At 64.1% G+C, this 13931-nt stretch carries 8 protein-coding genes; all 8 read right to left on the bottom strand.

The window, feature by feature from the left end; genetic code table 11:
- Positions 1-4: 4 nt before the first annotated feature.
- Positions 5-295 (bottom strand): circadian clock protein KaiB, encoded by a 291-nt coding sequence (gene kaiB, locus ABD842_RS14860; protein WP_345115516.1) that lies wholly within the window; start codon positions 293-295, stop codon positions 5-7.
- Between the two features lie 55 nt (positions 296-350).
- Positions 351-2078 (bottom strand): circadian clock protein KaiC, encoded by a 1728-nt coding sequence (kaiC, locus tag ABD842_RS14855; protein ID WP_345115513.1) that lies wholly within the window; start codon positions 2076-2078, stop codon positions 351-353.
- A gap of 206 nt (positions 2079-2284) precedes the next feature.
- Positions 2285-3334 carry a UDP-glucose--hexose-1-phosphate uridylyltransferase gene (locus tag ABD842_RS14850; protein WP_345115510.1) on the bottom strand — a complete coding sequence of 350 codons (1050 nt, stop codon included), beginning with the start codon at positions 3332-3334 and terminating at the stop codon, positions 2285-2287.
- Between the two features lie 62 nt (positions 3335-3396).
- A complete protein-coding gene (galK, locus tag ABD842_RS14845) occupies positions 3397-4548 on the bottom strand; it encodes a galactokinase (protein WP_345115507.1) in 1152 nt (383 codons plus the stop codon).
- A gap of 146 nt (positions 4549-4694) precedes the next feature.
- Positions 4695-7208 carry a DUF5686 and carboxypeptidase-like regulatory domain-containing protein gene (locus tag ABD842_RS14840; RefSeq protein WP_345115504.1) on the bottom strand — a complete coding sequence of 838 codons (2514 nt, stop codon included), beginning with the start codon at positions 7206-7208 and terminating at the stop codon, positions 4695-4697.
- A gap of 274 nt (positions 7209-7482) precedes the next feature.
- Entirely contained in the window at positions 7483-8448 is a 966-nt protein-coding gene (locus ABD842_RS14835; RefSeq protein WP_345115501.1) for an NAD(P)/FAD-dependent oxidoreductase, read from the bottom strand.
- Between the two features lie 148 nt (positions 8449-8596).
- Positions 8597-12754: a beta strand repeat-containing protein gene (locus ABD842_RS14830; protein WP_345115499.1), complete on the bottom strand. Its 4158-nt coding sequence runs from the start codon at positions 12752-12754 to the stop codon at positions 8597-8599.
- Between the two features lie 793 nt (positions 12755-13547).
- On the bottom strand, positions 13548-13931 hold a 384-nt coding region (locus ABD842_RS14825; RefSeq protein WP_345115496.1), incomplete at its 5' end, for a T9SS type A sorting domain-containing protein.

Raw genomic sequence — 13931 nt, 5'->3', positions numbered from 1 at the left:
AGCCTTATTTGGTGACCAAAGAGCGTACATCGAGCCCTACCAGTACTTTCTCCTCGTTCGAGAGGTCGCCGATGATCTTGCGGATCGGCTTGGGTACTTTGCGCACCAGCGTAGGAATAGCCAGGATCTGGTCTCCTTCGGCCAGCTGCGGATTTTTGAGCAGGTCGATGACCTCCAGCTGGTAGCGGCCCTTCAGATGCTCTTCACAGTGTTTTTTCAGATTGGCCAGGGCCGTCACCGATTTGGGGGTTTGCCCGGCTATGTACAGCCGGAGCTCCCAGGTTTCTTCTTCCATTGACTTTGGGGCTAAGGGCACCGGCGGGCGGCACGGTCGTGTATGAGAGCCGGGGCTAGGTGGCCGAAGAAGACTGGTTCTGCGGGAAAGCGCCGGTAATGCGCTTTTTGCCGGTGACCAGCGCCTGCTGCCGGCTTTCCTCCTCGGTGTTGATCTGCCGCAGCTCTTCCTCCACCGACTCAAACTCGGTGCGCAGGTTGGCAATGTTGGCTTCCAGCACCCGGCGGCGGCGCTCCAGCTCCCGGTCGCGGCGCTCCAGATCCTGCTGGGCCACCAGCACCTGGGCCTGCTCCTGCAGCTGCTGGGTGAGCCGGCTGGCGCCCGTCACAATGCCCGCCGGACCAATTACCACGTCGAGCAGCTCAATGCCCTGCGGGGTGACGATGAATTCACGCACCTTGTTGGAATGAGCCATGCCCCGGGCTTTGAGGATGCTGATGCCGCGGTTCCGCTCCCCGATGCCCTCCAGGTCGCGCACGCTGATCCAGGCGTCGACCAGGGACGAAACGCCTTCCTCGGCCATCTCATTCTGGCCGGGGCGGGTGTTGACGAGGGCCGTAAACAGGGCCGTAATGCCGTTGACCTTCAGAAAGTCGATCAGGCGGGTGAGCATGCTGCGCACCTCGTTGACGTTGCCCACCGTAATCAGGTTGCTGATCGGGTCGATGACCACCGCGGCGGGCCGGAACCCGGTGACCTGCTTGTGGATGGTCACCAGATGGCGCTCCAGGCCATTGAGCGTGGGCCGGGAAGCCTCAATACGCAACAAACCCTGCTCCACGAAGGACGCCAGGTCGATGCCGACGGAGCGCATATTGCGGATCAGCTGCTGGGGCGACTCTTCAAACACGAACATCAGGCACCGCTCGCCGCGGCGGCACACGGCCTGGGCAAAGGCGGCGCCGAGGGTGGTCTTGGCCGTGCCGGCCGTGCCGGTGACCAGAATGCTGCTGCCCTCATAGAAGCCTCGCAGCCCAAACATCTCGTCCAGATCCGGGATGCCCGATGACACAATCCGGTCGGACACCTCGTGGTTGAGCTGCAAGGACGTGACGGGCAGCACGGCAATGCCCTCCTCGGTGATAAGGTAAGGATACTCATTGGTGCCGTGGGTGCTGCCCCGGTACTTTACGATGCGCAGGCGGCGGGTCGTAATCTGGTCGATAATGCGGTTGTCGAGCAGAATCACGCAGTCGGATACGTACTCCTCCAGGCCCTGCCGGGTCAGGGTGCCGTCGCCGCGCTCGGCGGTAATGATGGTCGTGACGCCTTTGTCCTTGAGCCAGCGGAACAGCCGCCGGATTTCGGAACGCAGCACGGCCTGGTTGGGGAAGCCCGAAAACAACGACTCAATGGTATCGAGCACCACGCGCTTGGCCCCAATGGAGTCGATGGCGTAGCCGAGGCGAATGAACAGGCCCTCCAGGTCGTACTCACCGGTTTCCTCGATTTCGGAGCGGTCGACGTGGACGTGGTCTACCCGAAGCTTGCCCGCCGCCTGCAGCGCCGGCAGGTCGAAGCCCAGCGAGGCAACGTTGGCCGTAAGCTCCTCGGCCGTTTCCTCGAAGGCCATAAATACTCCCGCCTCCCCGAACTCCGTAGCGCCGCGGACCAGAAACTCCATGGCCATCAGGGTTTTGCCGCAGCCGGCGCTACCGCAGACCAGCGTCGGCCGGCCCAGGGGCAAGCCGCCCTCGGTTATTTCATCCAGGCCGCTGATGCCGGTGGGGGCCTTCGGCAGCTGGGGAGAGGCTGCGTCAGCGGCCGGTTTGTGGTCTTGCATAAGGAAGGTATCTATCAGGCAAGGCTAAGCCTGTTCCCGGGTTCTGGGCTATTAAAGTCTTACCGCTGTCTTACAGGTATTCTGTCTTATACGGCCTGCTGTTGCCGGTAGTTCGTTCCGGGTTTACCGCAGCGGCAAGGCAGCCCACGAAAAAGTCCGGCGGGGTCCGGCCCGATGACCCGGCAAAGTAGAGCAGATATTGGTTTTTAGTCGTTGGCTGCCAGCTTGTAGTGCACGGAGGGCAGGCTACGCAGCTTTTCGGCGCTGAACTCGGGGGTGATGTCGCGCTGGGGGTTGCCGAGCATCTCGTAGCCCACCATGAACTTGCGGACGGTGGCCGAGCGCAGCAGCGGGGGGTAGAAGTGCATGTGCAGGTGCCACTCGGGGTGCTCCTGGCCGTCGGTAGGGCGCTGGTGCAGGCCGGCGGAGTAGGGAAAGGAGATATTGAACAGGTTGTCGTAGCGGATGGTGAGCTGCTGCAGGGCGGCGGCGAAGCTGTCCTTTTCGGCCTCCGTGAGCTGCTCGATGGACGTGATGTGGCGGCGGGGCAGCAGCAGCGTTTCGAAGGGCCAGATGGCCCAGTAGGGCACCAGCACCACGAAATGCTCGTTTTCAAAAACGATGCGCTTTCCTTCCTGCAGCTCCAGAGCCAGGTAGTCGGTGAGCAGGCTGCGGCCGTGCTGCCGGAGGTAGGCCAGTTGCTGCACGCCTTCCTTAGCCGGCTCCCCGGGCACAGTTTGCTGGGCCCAGATCTGCCCGTGCGGGTGCGGATTGGAACAGCCCATAACGGTCCCCTTGTTTTCGAAAATCTGCACGTGGCTGATGTCGGGCCGGGCACCCAGCGTCAGGTATTCCTGCACCCACACGTCCACCACGCCGCGGATGTCGGCCACGGGCATCTCGGGCAGGGTCAGGTCGTGGCGGGGCGAGAAGCAGATAACCCGGCACAGGCCCGCCTCGGGCTCGGCCCGCAGCAGTCCGCCGATGTTGACGGCGCCGGCGTGGGGCGCGGGCTGCAGGGCGCCGAAGTCGTTGTCGAAGACGAAGGTGCCGGGATAAGCCGGGTTTACTTCCCCGTTGGCGCGCACGTTGCCCGCACAGAGGTAGCAGGTCGGGTCGTAGGCGGGGCGGATTTCCGCTTCCGGGGTTTCCTGCTGCCCCTGCCAGGGCCGCAGCGCCCGGTGCGGCGACACCAGAATCCAGTCGCCGGTGAGCGGGTTGTAGCGGCGGTGCGGGTGCTGGCTGGTGTCGAGCATAGACGGGAGGTTAAACGAAAAGTAGGAGGTGCGGCACGCGGGCCGTGGACGATAGGCGGGCCTCAGCGGATGATGCTCACGCCGTCCACCATCGTGCCCTGGTAGGTTTCCAGCGCCCGGCCGAACTGCTTCTGGTAGGCGCTGGTCATCTGCTTCACGAAGCCCTCGACGTGGTCCATGGCGACCAGGTTGATGGTGCAGCCGCCGAAGCCGCCGCCCATCATGCGGGCCCCAAACACGCCGGCGGTGGTGGTGGCCGCCTGCACCAGCGCGTCCAGCTCCGGGCAGCTTACTTGGTAGTTGTCGCGCAGGCCGGCGTGGGACGCGTAGAGCAGGTGGCCCACGCCCCGCAGGTCGCCGGCGGCCAGGCGGCGGCAGGCTTCCTCCACCCGGTGGTTTTCCTCCACCACGAACACGCAGCGCCGATGCACTACCGGGCCCAGCTCGGCACGGTGGGCTGCCAGCTGGTCCAGGGTGGCGTCGCGCAGGGTCTGGATCTGGGGGTGATGCTGCCGCAAGACGGCGACGCCCTGCTCGCACTCCTGGCGGCGGGTGTTGTACTCGGAGCTGGCCAGCGCGTGCTTCACTCCCGAGTTGCAGAGCACCAGGCGGCAGGCCGTGGTGTCGAAGGGAAAATACTCGTACTCCAAGGAGCGGCAGTCGAGGCGCACGGCGTGGCCGGCGCGGCCGTGCAGGCTGGCAAACTGGTCCATGAGCCCGCACTTCACCAGAGCGTACTCGTGCTCGGCGGCCTGCCCGATCAAGGCCAGCTCCAGCCGGCCGAAACCGGTACCCAGCAGCTCATTGAGGGCAAAAGCCAGCCCGCACTCCACCGCCGCCGACGACGAGAGGCCCGCGCCCATCGGAATGGTGCCCCCGAATACGCAGTCGAAGCCCGGCACGGCCACGCCGCGCTTTTGGAACTGGGCCACCACGCCGAGCAGGTAGTTGGCCCAGCCCGTATCGGTGCGCTGCACGGCCGCGGCCTCGATGGCAAACTCCTCGTGCAGGTCGTGGGCGACCAGGCGAATCGTCGGCCCCTGGTTCAGGGCCACGGCGAAGTACATTTCCTTGTCGATGGCCGCGGGCAGCACGTAGCCGCCGTTGTAGTCGGTATGCTCCCCGATCAGGTTGATGCGCCCCGGGGCCCGCACCAGCAGCGGCTCGGCCTGAAAATGCTGACGAAACGAAGTGGCAATGGCTTGAATGAGCATGGGCGGAAGGCTGATGGCGGGCGGGAGGTAGCCTATAAAACGGGAGCGGGCGGGAATGGATGGTATTGCCGCCGCGAAAAGCGCCGCCGCGCCGGTGCCGGCGTATTTCCCGCCTGGGCCAAACCAGCGTACCGCGAGAGGCCGGGCTAGAGCCGGAACTGCAGGCTGAGCTTGACGCCGAAGTTGCGGGCTTCGGGGGCGTTGCGGTAGGTGAGGCGGTGCAGGAAGTCGACGCGGGCCACCTTGAAGATGTTTTCTACGCCGTAGCCGACCTCCGCGTAGGGCAGGCGGCCCAGGGCCTGAAACGTGGGCAGGGGCTGGCCGTCCTCGGGGCTCAGGGGCGGGGTGAGCTGGCGGTTGGCCGTGCTGACGCCCCCGTACAGAACATTGCCGGTGGCCAGCAGGCGCCAGTTCAGCTTTTTGAGCAGGGGCACCGAGTTCAGAAACAGCCCCTCAAAGTGGTCTTCCACCCGCACCGACACGTACCGGTCGCTCACAAACTCGAAGAAGCGCATCAGGTTGAAGGCCGCGTCGTTGTAGAACGGCGACTGGTTGCCCAGGTGGGTTTTGAGAATCGGGTAGGGCACCGTGCTTGGAATGTAGCCGGCTTCCACGCGGTAGTCGGCCCGGCCCAGCTGGCCCAGCTGCAGGCTCTGGGTGGCAATGAAGTTGAACTTCTGGTACTTGAAGTTGCTGCCCAGCACGCGGTTGGCGCCGGCGGTGTAGCGCAGCGTCAGGGCCGGCCACTTCATCAGCCCGATGGCCTTGCGCCGGTTTTCGGTTTCCACCAGCACCTCGTCGCGGGCGTAGCGCGACTCCAGAATGACCTCGGCCAGGGTGAAGTTGGCTGCCGTGGGGGCGCCGGGCTGCCGCTGCTCGGTCTTGTAGTAGGCAAACTGGTAGAGCGGGCTGAACTGCTGGTGGCGCACCGTCACCTTCTGGGTGAAGCCCCGGAACAGGTCGGTCTGCAGGGAGGCCGACGAGAGGGTGCGCATCAGCGGGCGGCCCCGGCGCACGTTGCCCAGGCGGGCGGCGGCGTCAAACAAGGGGTTTTCCTGCCCGAACTCATTGTCCAGCAGGGCCACCTGGTCGAGGTCGTGGCGGTGCTCCACGGTGGCTACGGTCCAGTGGCGGCGGTCCACGATGCGGTTGATGCGCAGGCCGTACTTGAACCGGTCGTCGCGGGTGCCGTAGGCCAGGTAGGCTTTGGTCAGCCAGTTGCGGCTCATCTCCGGGGTGGTGCGGAAGCCGGCCCGGAAGCGGTGCCCTTCCACGTTGTTGAACCCGTAGCTGGCCAGCAGCGGCCCGATGTCTACCTTGCCCACGCGCTTGTAGCCGTTCACCAGGATGTCGGCCAGGTCCAGCACCGACCGCACGCTGGGCAGCTCCTTCACCGAGTCGAGCATCACGAAGGTGTGCTGCTCCTGGGCGCTGAGCGAGTCGGGCCGGTTCTGGGCAAAAAAGTCCTTCGGTACGTCGTAGGCGTTGGCCGCCGTTTCCACCGGCCGGTCATAAAACGACATGTCGTGGGTGGGGCGGCGGTTGAAGTTGGAGTTCAGGGCCAGGAAGTTGACCAGCACGCCCGCCTGCTTTTCGGCCGGCGTCACCCGGATGACCACCTTGGTGCGCACCGGCAGGCCCGGCCCGTCGGCGGGCGGGGTCAGCTCCTGAAACACGGTGAACTGGTCGACGAAGTTGATGTTGGCCTGGGGGCTTTTCTGCAGATCGAGCCGGCGCAGGGCGTAGGTGTCGGCCGTAATCCAGATGGTGCCCACGAAAGCCAGGTCCTGAGCCCGGCGCGGCTCGACGCGAAGCTGGTAGCACCAGTCCTTGCCAATCCAGACCGAGTCCTGCAGCTCGTACTCGTAGGCGAAGCGCCAGCCGTCGGCAATGGGCGAAATGAAGTCCTTGCCCAGCACGTTCTGCCAGTTGGGATAAAAGTCGTAGTCCTGAAACGAGGAGCCCAGAATCTGGGACAGCACCGAGCCTTCCCGCGGCCCCAGCCCCCGCATCTGGGTTTTGCGGATTTCCTCCCGCTTGCGGCCGGGCCGGTTGTGGGCGTAGAAGCGCGACAGAATCTCGGAGGCGAAAATGGGCAGGTTGGCCGGGTGGGCGGCATTGTGCGGCTGCCCCGCGCTGTCGGACAGGGCCAGCATGTCCTGAATCACGCGGCGCTTGGCCAGGCGGGCGGGCAGGTTGGTCAGCGTGGTCTGAATCCGGTTGTAAGAGTCGAACTCGAAGGCCTCCAGGGATTTCTTGTCGTTCTGGGGCTTGTGGGCCTGCACCCGGCGCATAATCTCGTAGGCCGGGTTTTCGCGGGGCCGCACCACCACCTCGCCCAATGACACGGACCCGGCACCCAGGGCGAAGTTCACCGTCTGCCGGTCCTGCCGGCCCACGGGCTTCTTCAGAATACCAAAGCCCAGGGCCGAGGCCGCCAGGGTATCGATAGGCTGGGGCGCCGCCAGCTCGTAGCGCCCGTCCGCGTCGGCGGTGACGCCGATGGAGGTGCCGGGCACGAACAGGGAGGCAAACGGCACGGGCTTACCGGTCGCTGCCTCGGTGACGCGGCCCGTGAAGAGGAGGCGTTGGGCGTCCACCGGCGAAATGCCAACGAGCAGCAGAAGCAAAAGCAGGAGCGGCAGGTAAGCATTTCTCATGAACACGCGCGGGCAACGGGTTAAGGATAAGCGGGAAGGACAACCGCGAGAGTTATCCGATAACAAGCAGGTCGCAACGGGGCGGCGGGCAGGCAAAGCGGATGGCCCGACAGGCAAGCTAACCCAAAAGCCCGGCCCTTCAATGAGCGCCGCTAAAATTGACCGGCCCGGCTACCCGGGAGGTGGGCCGCCGGCAACGCGTTGCTGGGCCCAACGCAACCCGGGAGCGGAAAGTGCGGGCCGCTAGATAATTAGCGGGCCGCGCCGGCCCTGCTTAGCGCGTACACTCCTCCCGGGTCAGGGTTTCGTTGATGACGATGGCGGCCTGCATGCCTTCGGCGGCCGCAATCAGGGCTTTCTGGGCGCCCGGGGTGGTGTCGCCGGCGGCGTACACGCCGGGCTGGCTCGTCTGGGCGTGCTTGTCGACCCAGACCGCGCCTTTGCTGTTGAGGCGGCAGCCCAGCTCCTGGGCCAGGGCGCTGCGCTGGTGCTGGGGCGGCTGCAGAAAAACGGCGTGGCGGGCCAGCTTCTCCCCGTTGCGGAACACGATGTGGCGCAGTTGCCCGTCGCGCCCCGCTTCCAGATGGCTGACGGGCTCTTCGTACACCCGGATTTTCTGTTGCCGCAGCCGGCGCCGGGCATTCACCGTCAGGCTGCCCGGGCCATCGGTGCACACCACCACATCCTTCGACCAGCGGCTGATGAGCAGCGCCAGCCCCGTGGCCTGCCGGCCTCTGCCATACACGGCCAGCGGGGTGTCGCGCACTTCCCAGCCGTGGCAGTAGGGGCAGTGCAGCACGCCCCGGCCCCACAGCTCCCGCATGCCGGGCAGCGGCGGCAGCTCATCTTCGACCCCGGTAGCCAGCAGCACCTTGCGGGTAGTCGCCGTGAAGGAGCGGCCCGTTTCGCCGGCTGCCACCACTGCAAAGCCGGCGGCCGTGGGCCGGATGGCCGTCACGCGGGCCGTCCGCACCTGCACCGTGGTGTACGGCGTCAGCTGCTCCTGGCCCAGCTCCAGCAGGTCGGCGGGCTTTACCCCGTCGCGGGAGAAAAAGGCGTGCACGGCGGGGGAGGTGACGTTGCGTGGGGCGCCGCTGCCGCACACCAGCACCCGGCGCAGGCAGCGGCCCAGCAGCAGGGCCGCGCTCAACCCGGCGCTGCCCGCGCCCACTATGATGACGTCGTAATCGGTGGGCGGCTGAGCGGCCGGGCGGTGCCGGGGGGGCGTTTGTCTGGACATAGCAGCAGATATAGCAGCTATCCTATACCGGCAAATGGCCGGCGCAGTTGGGCCAATGGGGGCGGGCGGGGCTGAAACCGGAAGGCAGGAGGCAAAAAAAGCCCCTTCCGGGGAGGAAGAGGCTTTTTTAAAATCTTAGGGAAGGAGCTTATTCCTTGATCAGCTTCTGGCTGAATTTGCTCCCCAGGCCGCGGACCAGCACGATGTAAGTGCCTTTGGGCACGGCCTGGAGCTTGAGCGCATGCAGGGCGCCGCCCGCGTAAGCGCCCGAGCTGAGGGTGCGCCCGGTCATGTCCACAACCGTCACCTGGTAGTTGCCCGCCGCCAGCGTGGTCAGGTCCAGCGTGGTCTGGTCGGTGGCGGGGTTCGGGTAGAGGAGTAGCTTCGCCGTCAGCGCGTCGTCAAAGCGTACGACGCGCACCGGGCTGCTGGCCGTGGTGCCGTCGGTGTCGACCTGCTGCAGGCGGTAGTAGATGGTGCCGGTGTGCGTAGTCCCGATGCCGGCATCGGTGAAGCTGTAGGTGTGGGCCTGGGTGCTGGTGCCGTGGCCTTTCACCGTACCAATGCTGGTAAACTCCGTGCCGGAGAAGGAGCGCTCCACGGTGAAGTGGTCGTTGTTTTTCTCCGACGCCGTGCTCCAGCTCAGCTGGGCATTGGTGCCGGCGGCCTTGGCGGTAAATACGCTCAGCTCGACGGGCAGCACGGTGAAGGACGACAGCTGGTTGGTACCGGCCTCCGAAGTGCCGTAGGTGGTCAGGTAAGCCGTGGCGGAGATGTTGTCGCCGGGCCGCACGTTGGTGCCGACGGTAGAGAACGTAACGTCGAAGTTGCCGTTGGCATCCGCCGTGAGCGTACCGAAGTAGGACTGGGTTTCGCCGTGGGCAATGGTCGGGCTCCCGGGAGCCGTCGTCATGGGGCCGTCCTGGTTGGTATCCCCGTTGTTGGCCGTGTAGATTTCCACGGTGGCGCCGCCGAAGATCGTTTGACCCGGCGCCGAGCCCACGTAGCCCGTCACCCGCAGCTGGTTGTTGGCGCCGAAGATGGAGGTCAGAATCGGGTAGTCGATGCCGCCGTTGGGCTGGTCGGCACTGAACGCGCCGTCGTTGGCCGTCACCCCGTCGCCCTGGCCGTAGTTGACGTTGCCGCCCACATGGTCGTTGGGGCCGACGGTAAAGTCGATGCTCAGCAGGCCCTTGGCGCTGACGTCGATGCGGTTGCCATTCTCAAAGATGGAGTTCTGGCTGATGCGGACGTTTTTCTGGGTGTGGTTGATAACGATGCCCGACGACTGGTTGCGGGTCAGAATATTCTTCTCGATGAGGTCGGTGTTGGTGGCGGCCGTGGCTTCCGCCGCGTCGCCTACCCGCGAGAGGTAGTGAATGCCGGAGCCTTCCAGACGGCTGGACGACAAGCCGCCGTTGCCGTTGTCGATAATGGTGTTGTTGCGGACGGTGTTGTTGCCCAGCTTGCCAATCTCGAACTGAATGCCGCTGCTGTTGCTGGAGGCAATGTAGTTTTCTGCAATCAGCAGCGGACCGGTTTTGTTGTTCGCGCCCACGTTGTCGGCCACGGTGATGTTGTCGCCGCCGGCCGAAACCTGGCCGTTCTGCCGAAACTCGTTGCCGGTGATGGTATAGCCCAGGCCCCCAGCGCCTACCGAGGAATAGTTGATGCCCGAGTTGCCGACGTAGGCAATGATGTTGTTGCGAAGCGTGCCGGTTGGGTTGCGCAACACCAGGCCTACCCCGCTGGTGGCGTTGGCGGCGGGCAGCGCGACGCTGAAGGCCGTGGTGCCAATGGCATTCTGCTCAAACAGCAGATCCAGCACCCCGGCCGTAGCCGTTACGGCAACGGTGCCGCCGTGCAGCGAGATGCCGCGCACGATGGAGTTGTTGCCGGATACCGTGAGCAGGTTGGCAATACCATTTCCGCCCATGATTTCCACTTCCGGACCCGCCACCTGGCTCAGGGCTTTGCGCTCGGTGCCCACGGTCCCGCCGATACCCAGGAAGACGGGATTCGAGTCGCTCAGCGTCGACTGCGTAGTGCCATCCAGCGCGGTTCTGTTGCTGTTGGCTCCGGCAATACTCAGCCCGCCCGAAGACAGCGTAAGCAGAGCCCGGCTATTGGCGGCACTGTAGGCCCCGGTGCTGGTGGTCAGGTAGTTATTGCGGCCAGCGGGAAAGCCCGGCTGGGCACTGCCATTCGGCAGCATGAAAACAGACGTTTCCTGCCCGGCTGGAAAGTCGGTGCCGGTAGCCGCGCCGTAGCTGCTGAAGGGCCGCTGGTTGATGTTTGCAGTTGTGTTTTCGAGGGCGCTGGCGTTAAGAACAAACTGCCGCAGGGAACCCTGGCCATTGTCGTTGATATTGACAATCACGTCGAAGCTAAAGCCGAAGTCGACCACGGCCAGCCCACCGCTGGCCACGCTAACCGTGGCTACCGACTGCGGCGTTATGGAGGAAGTAATCAGGCCGGAAAGCATTGTGGAGCCGTTGCCGGCGTCCTGCTTATCGGGCGCCAGACCACCCACCATGTTGCCGTCGCCGTTGATGAAGGTCTGCACGGGCACCAAAGTGCCCCCGGTGCTGGCCCGGCTGCTGGTCACGCTGCCGCTCACCACCCGTACGGAGTAGGAGCCGGCCGCCGAAATCGGGAAGGAGTAAGCGCCCGTGGCGGTGGTAAGGGTTGATGTGACGAAGTCGTTGCCATTATAGAGCTCTACCCGGGCATTGGGCCGAACGATGCCGTTGCTGGCCGCCAGGCTTTTGCCCGTGCCGCCGCCGTAGTTCACGTCCTCAAACACGACCCCGCTGATGGTATTGGCCACGCCCACCGGAATGGTGTAGATGGCGGTTGCCGAGGTCTGCGTCGCGTTGTTCACCGCTCTGGAAGAGGCCGTGTACGTCAGTTCCACCCGCCCCGAATAGTCCATGGCGGGGTCAAAGGTCAGCAGGGCCGGGTTGGCCACGGCGAAGGGCAGGGCGGCGGCGGTGATGGTGATGCCGCTGTAGGCCAGTACGCCCTGGGTGCTGGTTGGCAGGCCGCCGGTGATGGTGTAGGTGAGCGGGTCCCCATCGGCATCACTGCCGGTCAAGGACGGGCTCAGGGTGGTAGCCGTTGCGGTGTTGAGCAATGCTGCGTTGACCCGGTCCAGGGCTGCCGGGGCAAAATCGGTGACGGTTACGCTGACCCGCACGGAGTTGGACTCCGCCGCCGGCGTGGCGCTGTTCTTTACCGTGTAATCAACGACTGACGTATACGTGCCGTTGAAGGCGGCCACCGCGGCGGGCACAAAGCTGAGCACGCCCTGGCTGTTGACGCTGAAGGTGCCACCAAAGACCACGATAGTCGTACCATTCATGTTACCCTGGGGGGTCTGGGCGCTCAGCACCACCGACGCCACGTTGATGGCATTCGAAGCCCCGGGCACGGCTACGTCGTTGCTGAGGATATTGATCTGCACGCCGGCCGACCGGTAGGAAATGATCAGCGGATTTTCCGGATCTGCCTTCGCTACGGGGGCATTGTTGACGGTCAGCGTGGCTACGGTGCCGGTATTGTTGGCTAAATTCGGATCGTTGTTGGCCGTACTGGAGCCCTGGGCCGTGAGGGTGGTTATGCCGTCCGGCACGAGGAAGCTTACCGAGGCCGTCGTGGAGCCACCAGCCATGATGGTGGTGCTGGCAAAGGTGACGGTGCCGGTTTTGGAGTTGGTATCATACGAGTAAGTCACTCCGGCCGGTAGCACCGTGAAGCCCGCCTGGTTGGTGGGCGCGTTGGTGATAACGAGTTTCTGGACGACGTTAGTGGCATCGGCAGAGGCCGCGCCGCTGTTTACGGAGAAGGTAACCAATGCGCCCGGCTGTATCTGCGAGCCGCTGACCGGAGAGCTGCCCGTAATGGTGAATACGTCGGGGGAAGCCGCTACCGTTACGGTCAGGGTGGCCGCATTGGACGTCATAATTGGGGTGCCGGTATCCTTTACCGTGTAGCTCACCGTTGCGGTGCCTGCCGTAGCGCCGGGGGTAAAGACCACTTTACCGGCGTTGCCTCCCGTCCCTACTGCAAAGCTACCGGAGGCCGTACCCGTGGCGCTGGTCAGAACAATGCTGTTGGCGTTGATGGTGGCGTTGCCGTTGGCATCGGTAGCGTCGCTGAGCGGGTCCAGCACTAGTGCCGCGCCCCCCGTAAAAGCGGAGGCGGTTTTGCCGCTAACCTGCGGTGCTACGTTGTTGATGGTGACCGTGGCGGCTACGGAGTTGGTCGTGTTTCCGCCATTTACGCCTCTGCCGATCGCCGTCAACGTTCCCGAGGCCGCTGGGCTGGGAAGTGTTGCCGTAATCGTGAAAGTTACCGTTCCATTGAAGCGGTCAGTGCCCAGCGTCAATAAGCCGCTGCCCGGAGCATAGGAAGAGGTCGGAAAGTTCTCGTTGTCGGTAGCCGTAACGGCCGAAGGGAAAACCCCGCCAGAGAACTGGAGGCTGGCAGTTACGTCGTCGTTGCTATTATTTGTTATGGTAAGGGTGTACGTTACAGTACCCCCCGGATTGACGGTTGCAGCAGAAGTGCGCGTCGTTACAACGGCCGTTGTAGCTGCGTGCCCAGCCAAAGGCAAAAGCAGCAGCAGCAGTAACAGTAGTGGAGCCAGACCAGCTAGCAGCCGGAACTTAGGCTGGCTGGTTGGTGCCGAAGTAGTTAGGTGAGGCGAATGGACTGCGCAATGACCGATTGCACTAGACCGTACCAGGGGGGTAAAGAGTACTTGCATAGAAAAATTCAACAGGCTTTAGGAGCAGAAAAGAACGGAGATACACAACATTGGCCAGCCTATGGCCTTGTAGCCGGCAAAACTACCGCATAATTACCTGACTATCATTGCTTACGGTCATTGGTATATTAAAAATCAAAATTTTTGTATAAATAATTATACCCCGCCTTTGACAGCTGCTAATTGCCAAAGAGTTGACTTTGGTGGCCGGTATGGTAGCTTCCCGGAGCCCTCGCGACGGCAGCTAGCCGGCTACCTCCGAGGCAACTATAGCCACAAAAAAGCCTCTCCGGTTAGGGAGAGGCTTTTCATAATCGGGCAGGAAAGCTTAGTGCTTAACCAGAGTCCTGGTAAGCTTCACACCACTGCCCCGCACCAGCACTACGTAGGTGCCTTGCGGTGCCTGCCGCAGGTCCAGCTGGTAGTGGCTGCCCCCGGCATAGGTATCGGAGCTCAGCGTACGACCCAGCATATCCACTACCGTGACCTGGTAGTCACCAGCGGCCAGCGTCGTCAGGTCCAGCGTCGTCTGGTCGGTAGCCGGGTTGGGGTACAGCTCGACGCGGGCAGTGCTTTCGCCGAAGCTGATGGCGCGCACCGGGCTGCTGGCCGTGGTGCCGTCGGTGTCGACCTGCTGCAGGCGGTAGTAAACCGTGCCGGCGTGGCGGCTGCCGATGCCGGCGTCGGTGAAGCTATAGTTGTGAGCCTGGGT

The sequence above is a fragment of the Hymenobacter algoricola genome (assembly GCF_039539525.1).
In the GTDB taxonomy this organism is placed as follows: Bacteria; Bacteroidota; Bacteroidia; order Cytophagales; family Hymenobacteraceae; genus Hymenobacter; species Hymenobacter algoricola.
Note: the sequence above shows the minus strand (reverse complement) of the source record. Positions and strands in the feature narration are given on the sequence as shown.

Bases quoted from the DNA above. Each gene is read 5' to 3' on its own strand.
- kaiB (WP_345115516.1), bottom strand. From the start codon at position 295: ATGGAAGAAGAAACCTGGGAGCTCCGGCTGTACATAGCCGGGCAAACC.
- kaiC (WP_345115513.1), bottom strand. From the start codon at position 2,078: ATGCAAGACCACAAACCGGCCGCTGACGCAGCCTCTCCCCAGCTGCCG.
- ABD842_RS14850 (WP_345115510.1), bottom strand. From the start codon at position 3,334: ATGCTCGACACCAGCCAGCACCCGCACCGCCGCTACAACCCGCTCACC.
- galK (WP_345115507.1), bottom strand. From the start codon at position 4,548: ATGCTCATTCAAGCCATTGCCACTTCGTTTCGTCAGCATTTTCAGGCC.
- ABD842_RS14840 (WP_345115504.1), bottom strand. From the start codon at position 7,208: ATGAGAAATGCTTACCTGCCGCTCCTGCTTTTGCTTCTGCTGCTCGTT.
- ABD842_RS14835 (WP_345115501.1), bottom strand. From the start codon at position 8,448: ATGTCCAGACAAACGCCCCCCCGGCACCGCCCGGCCGCTCAGCCGCCC.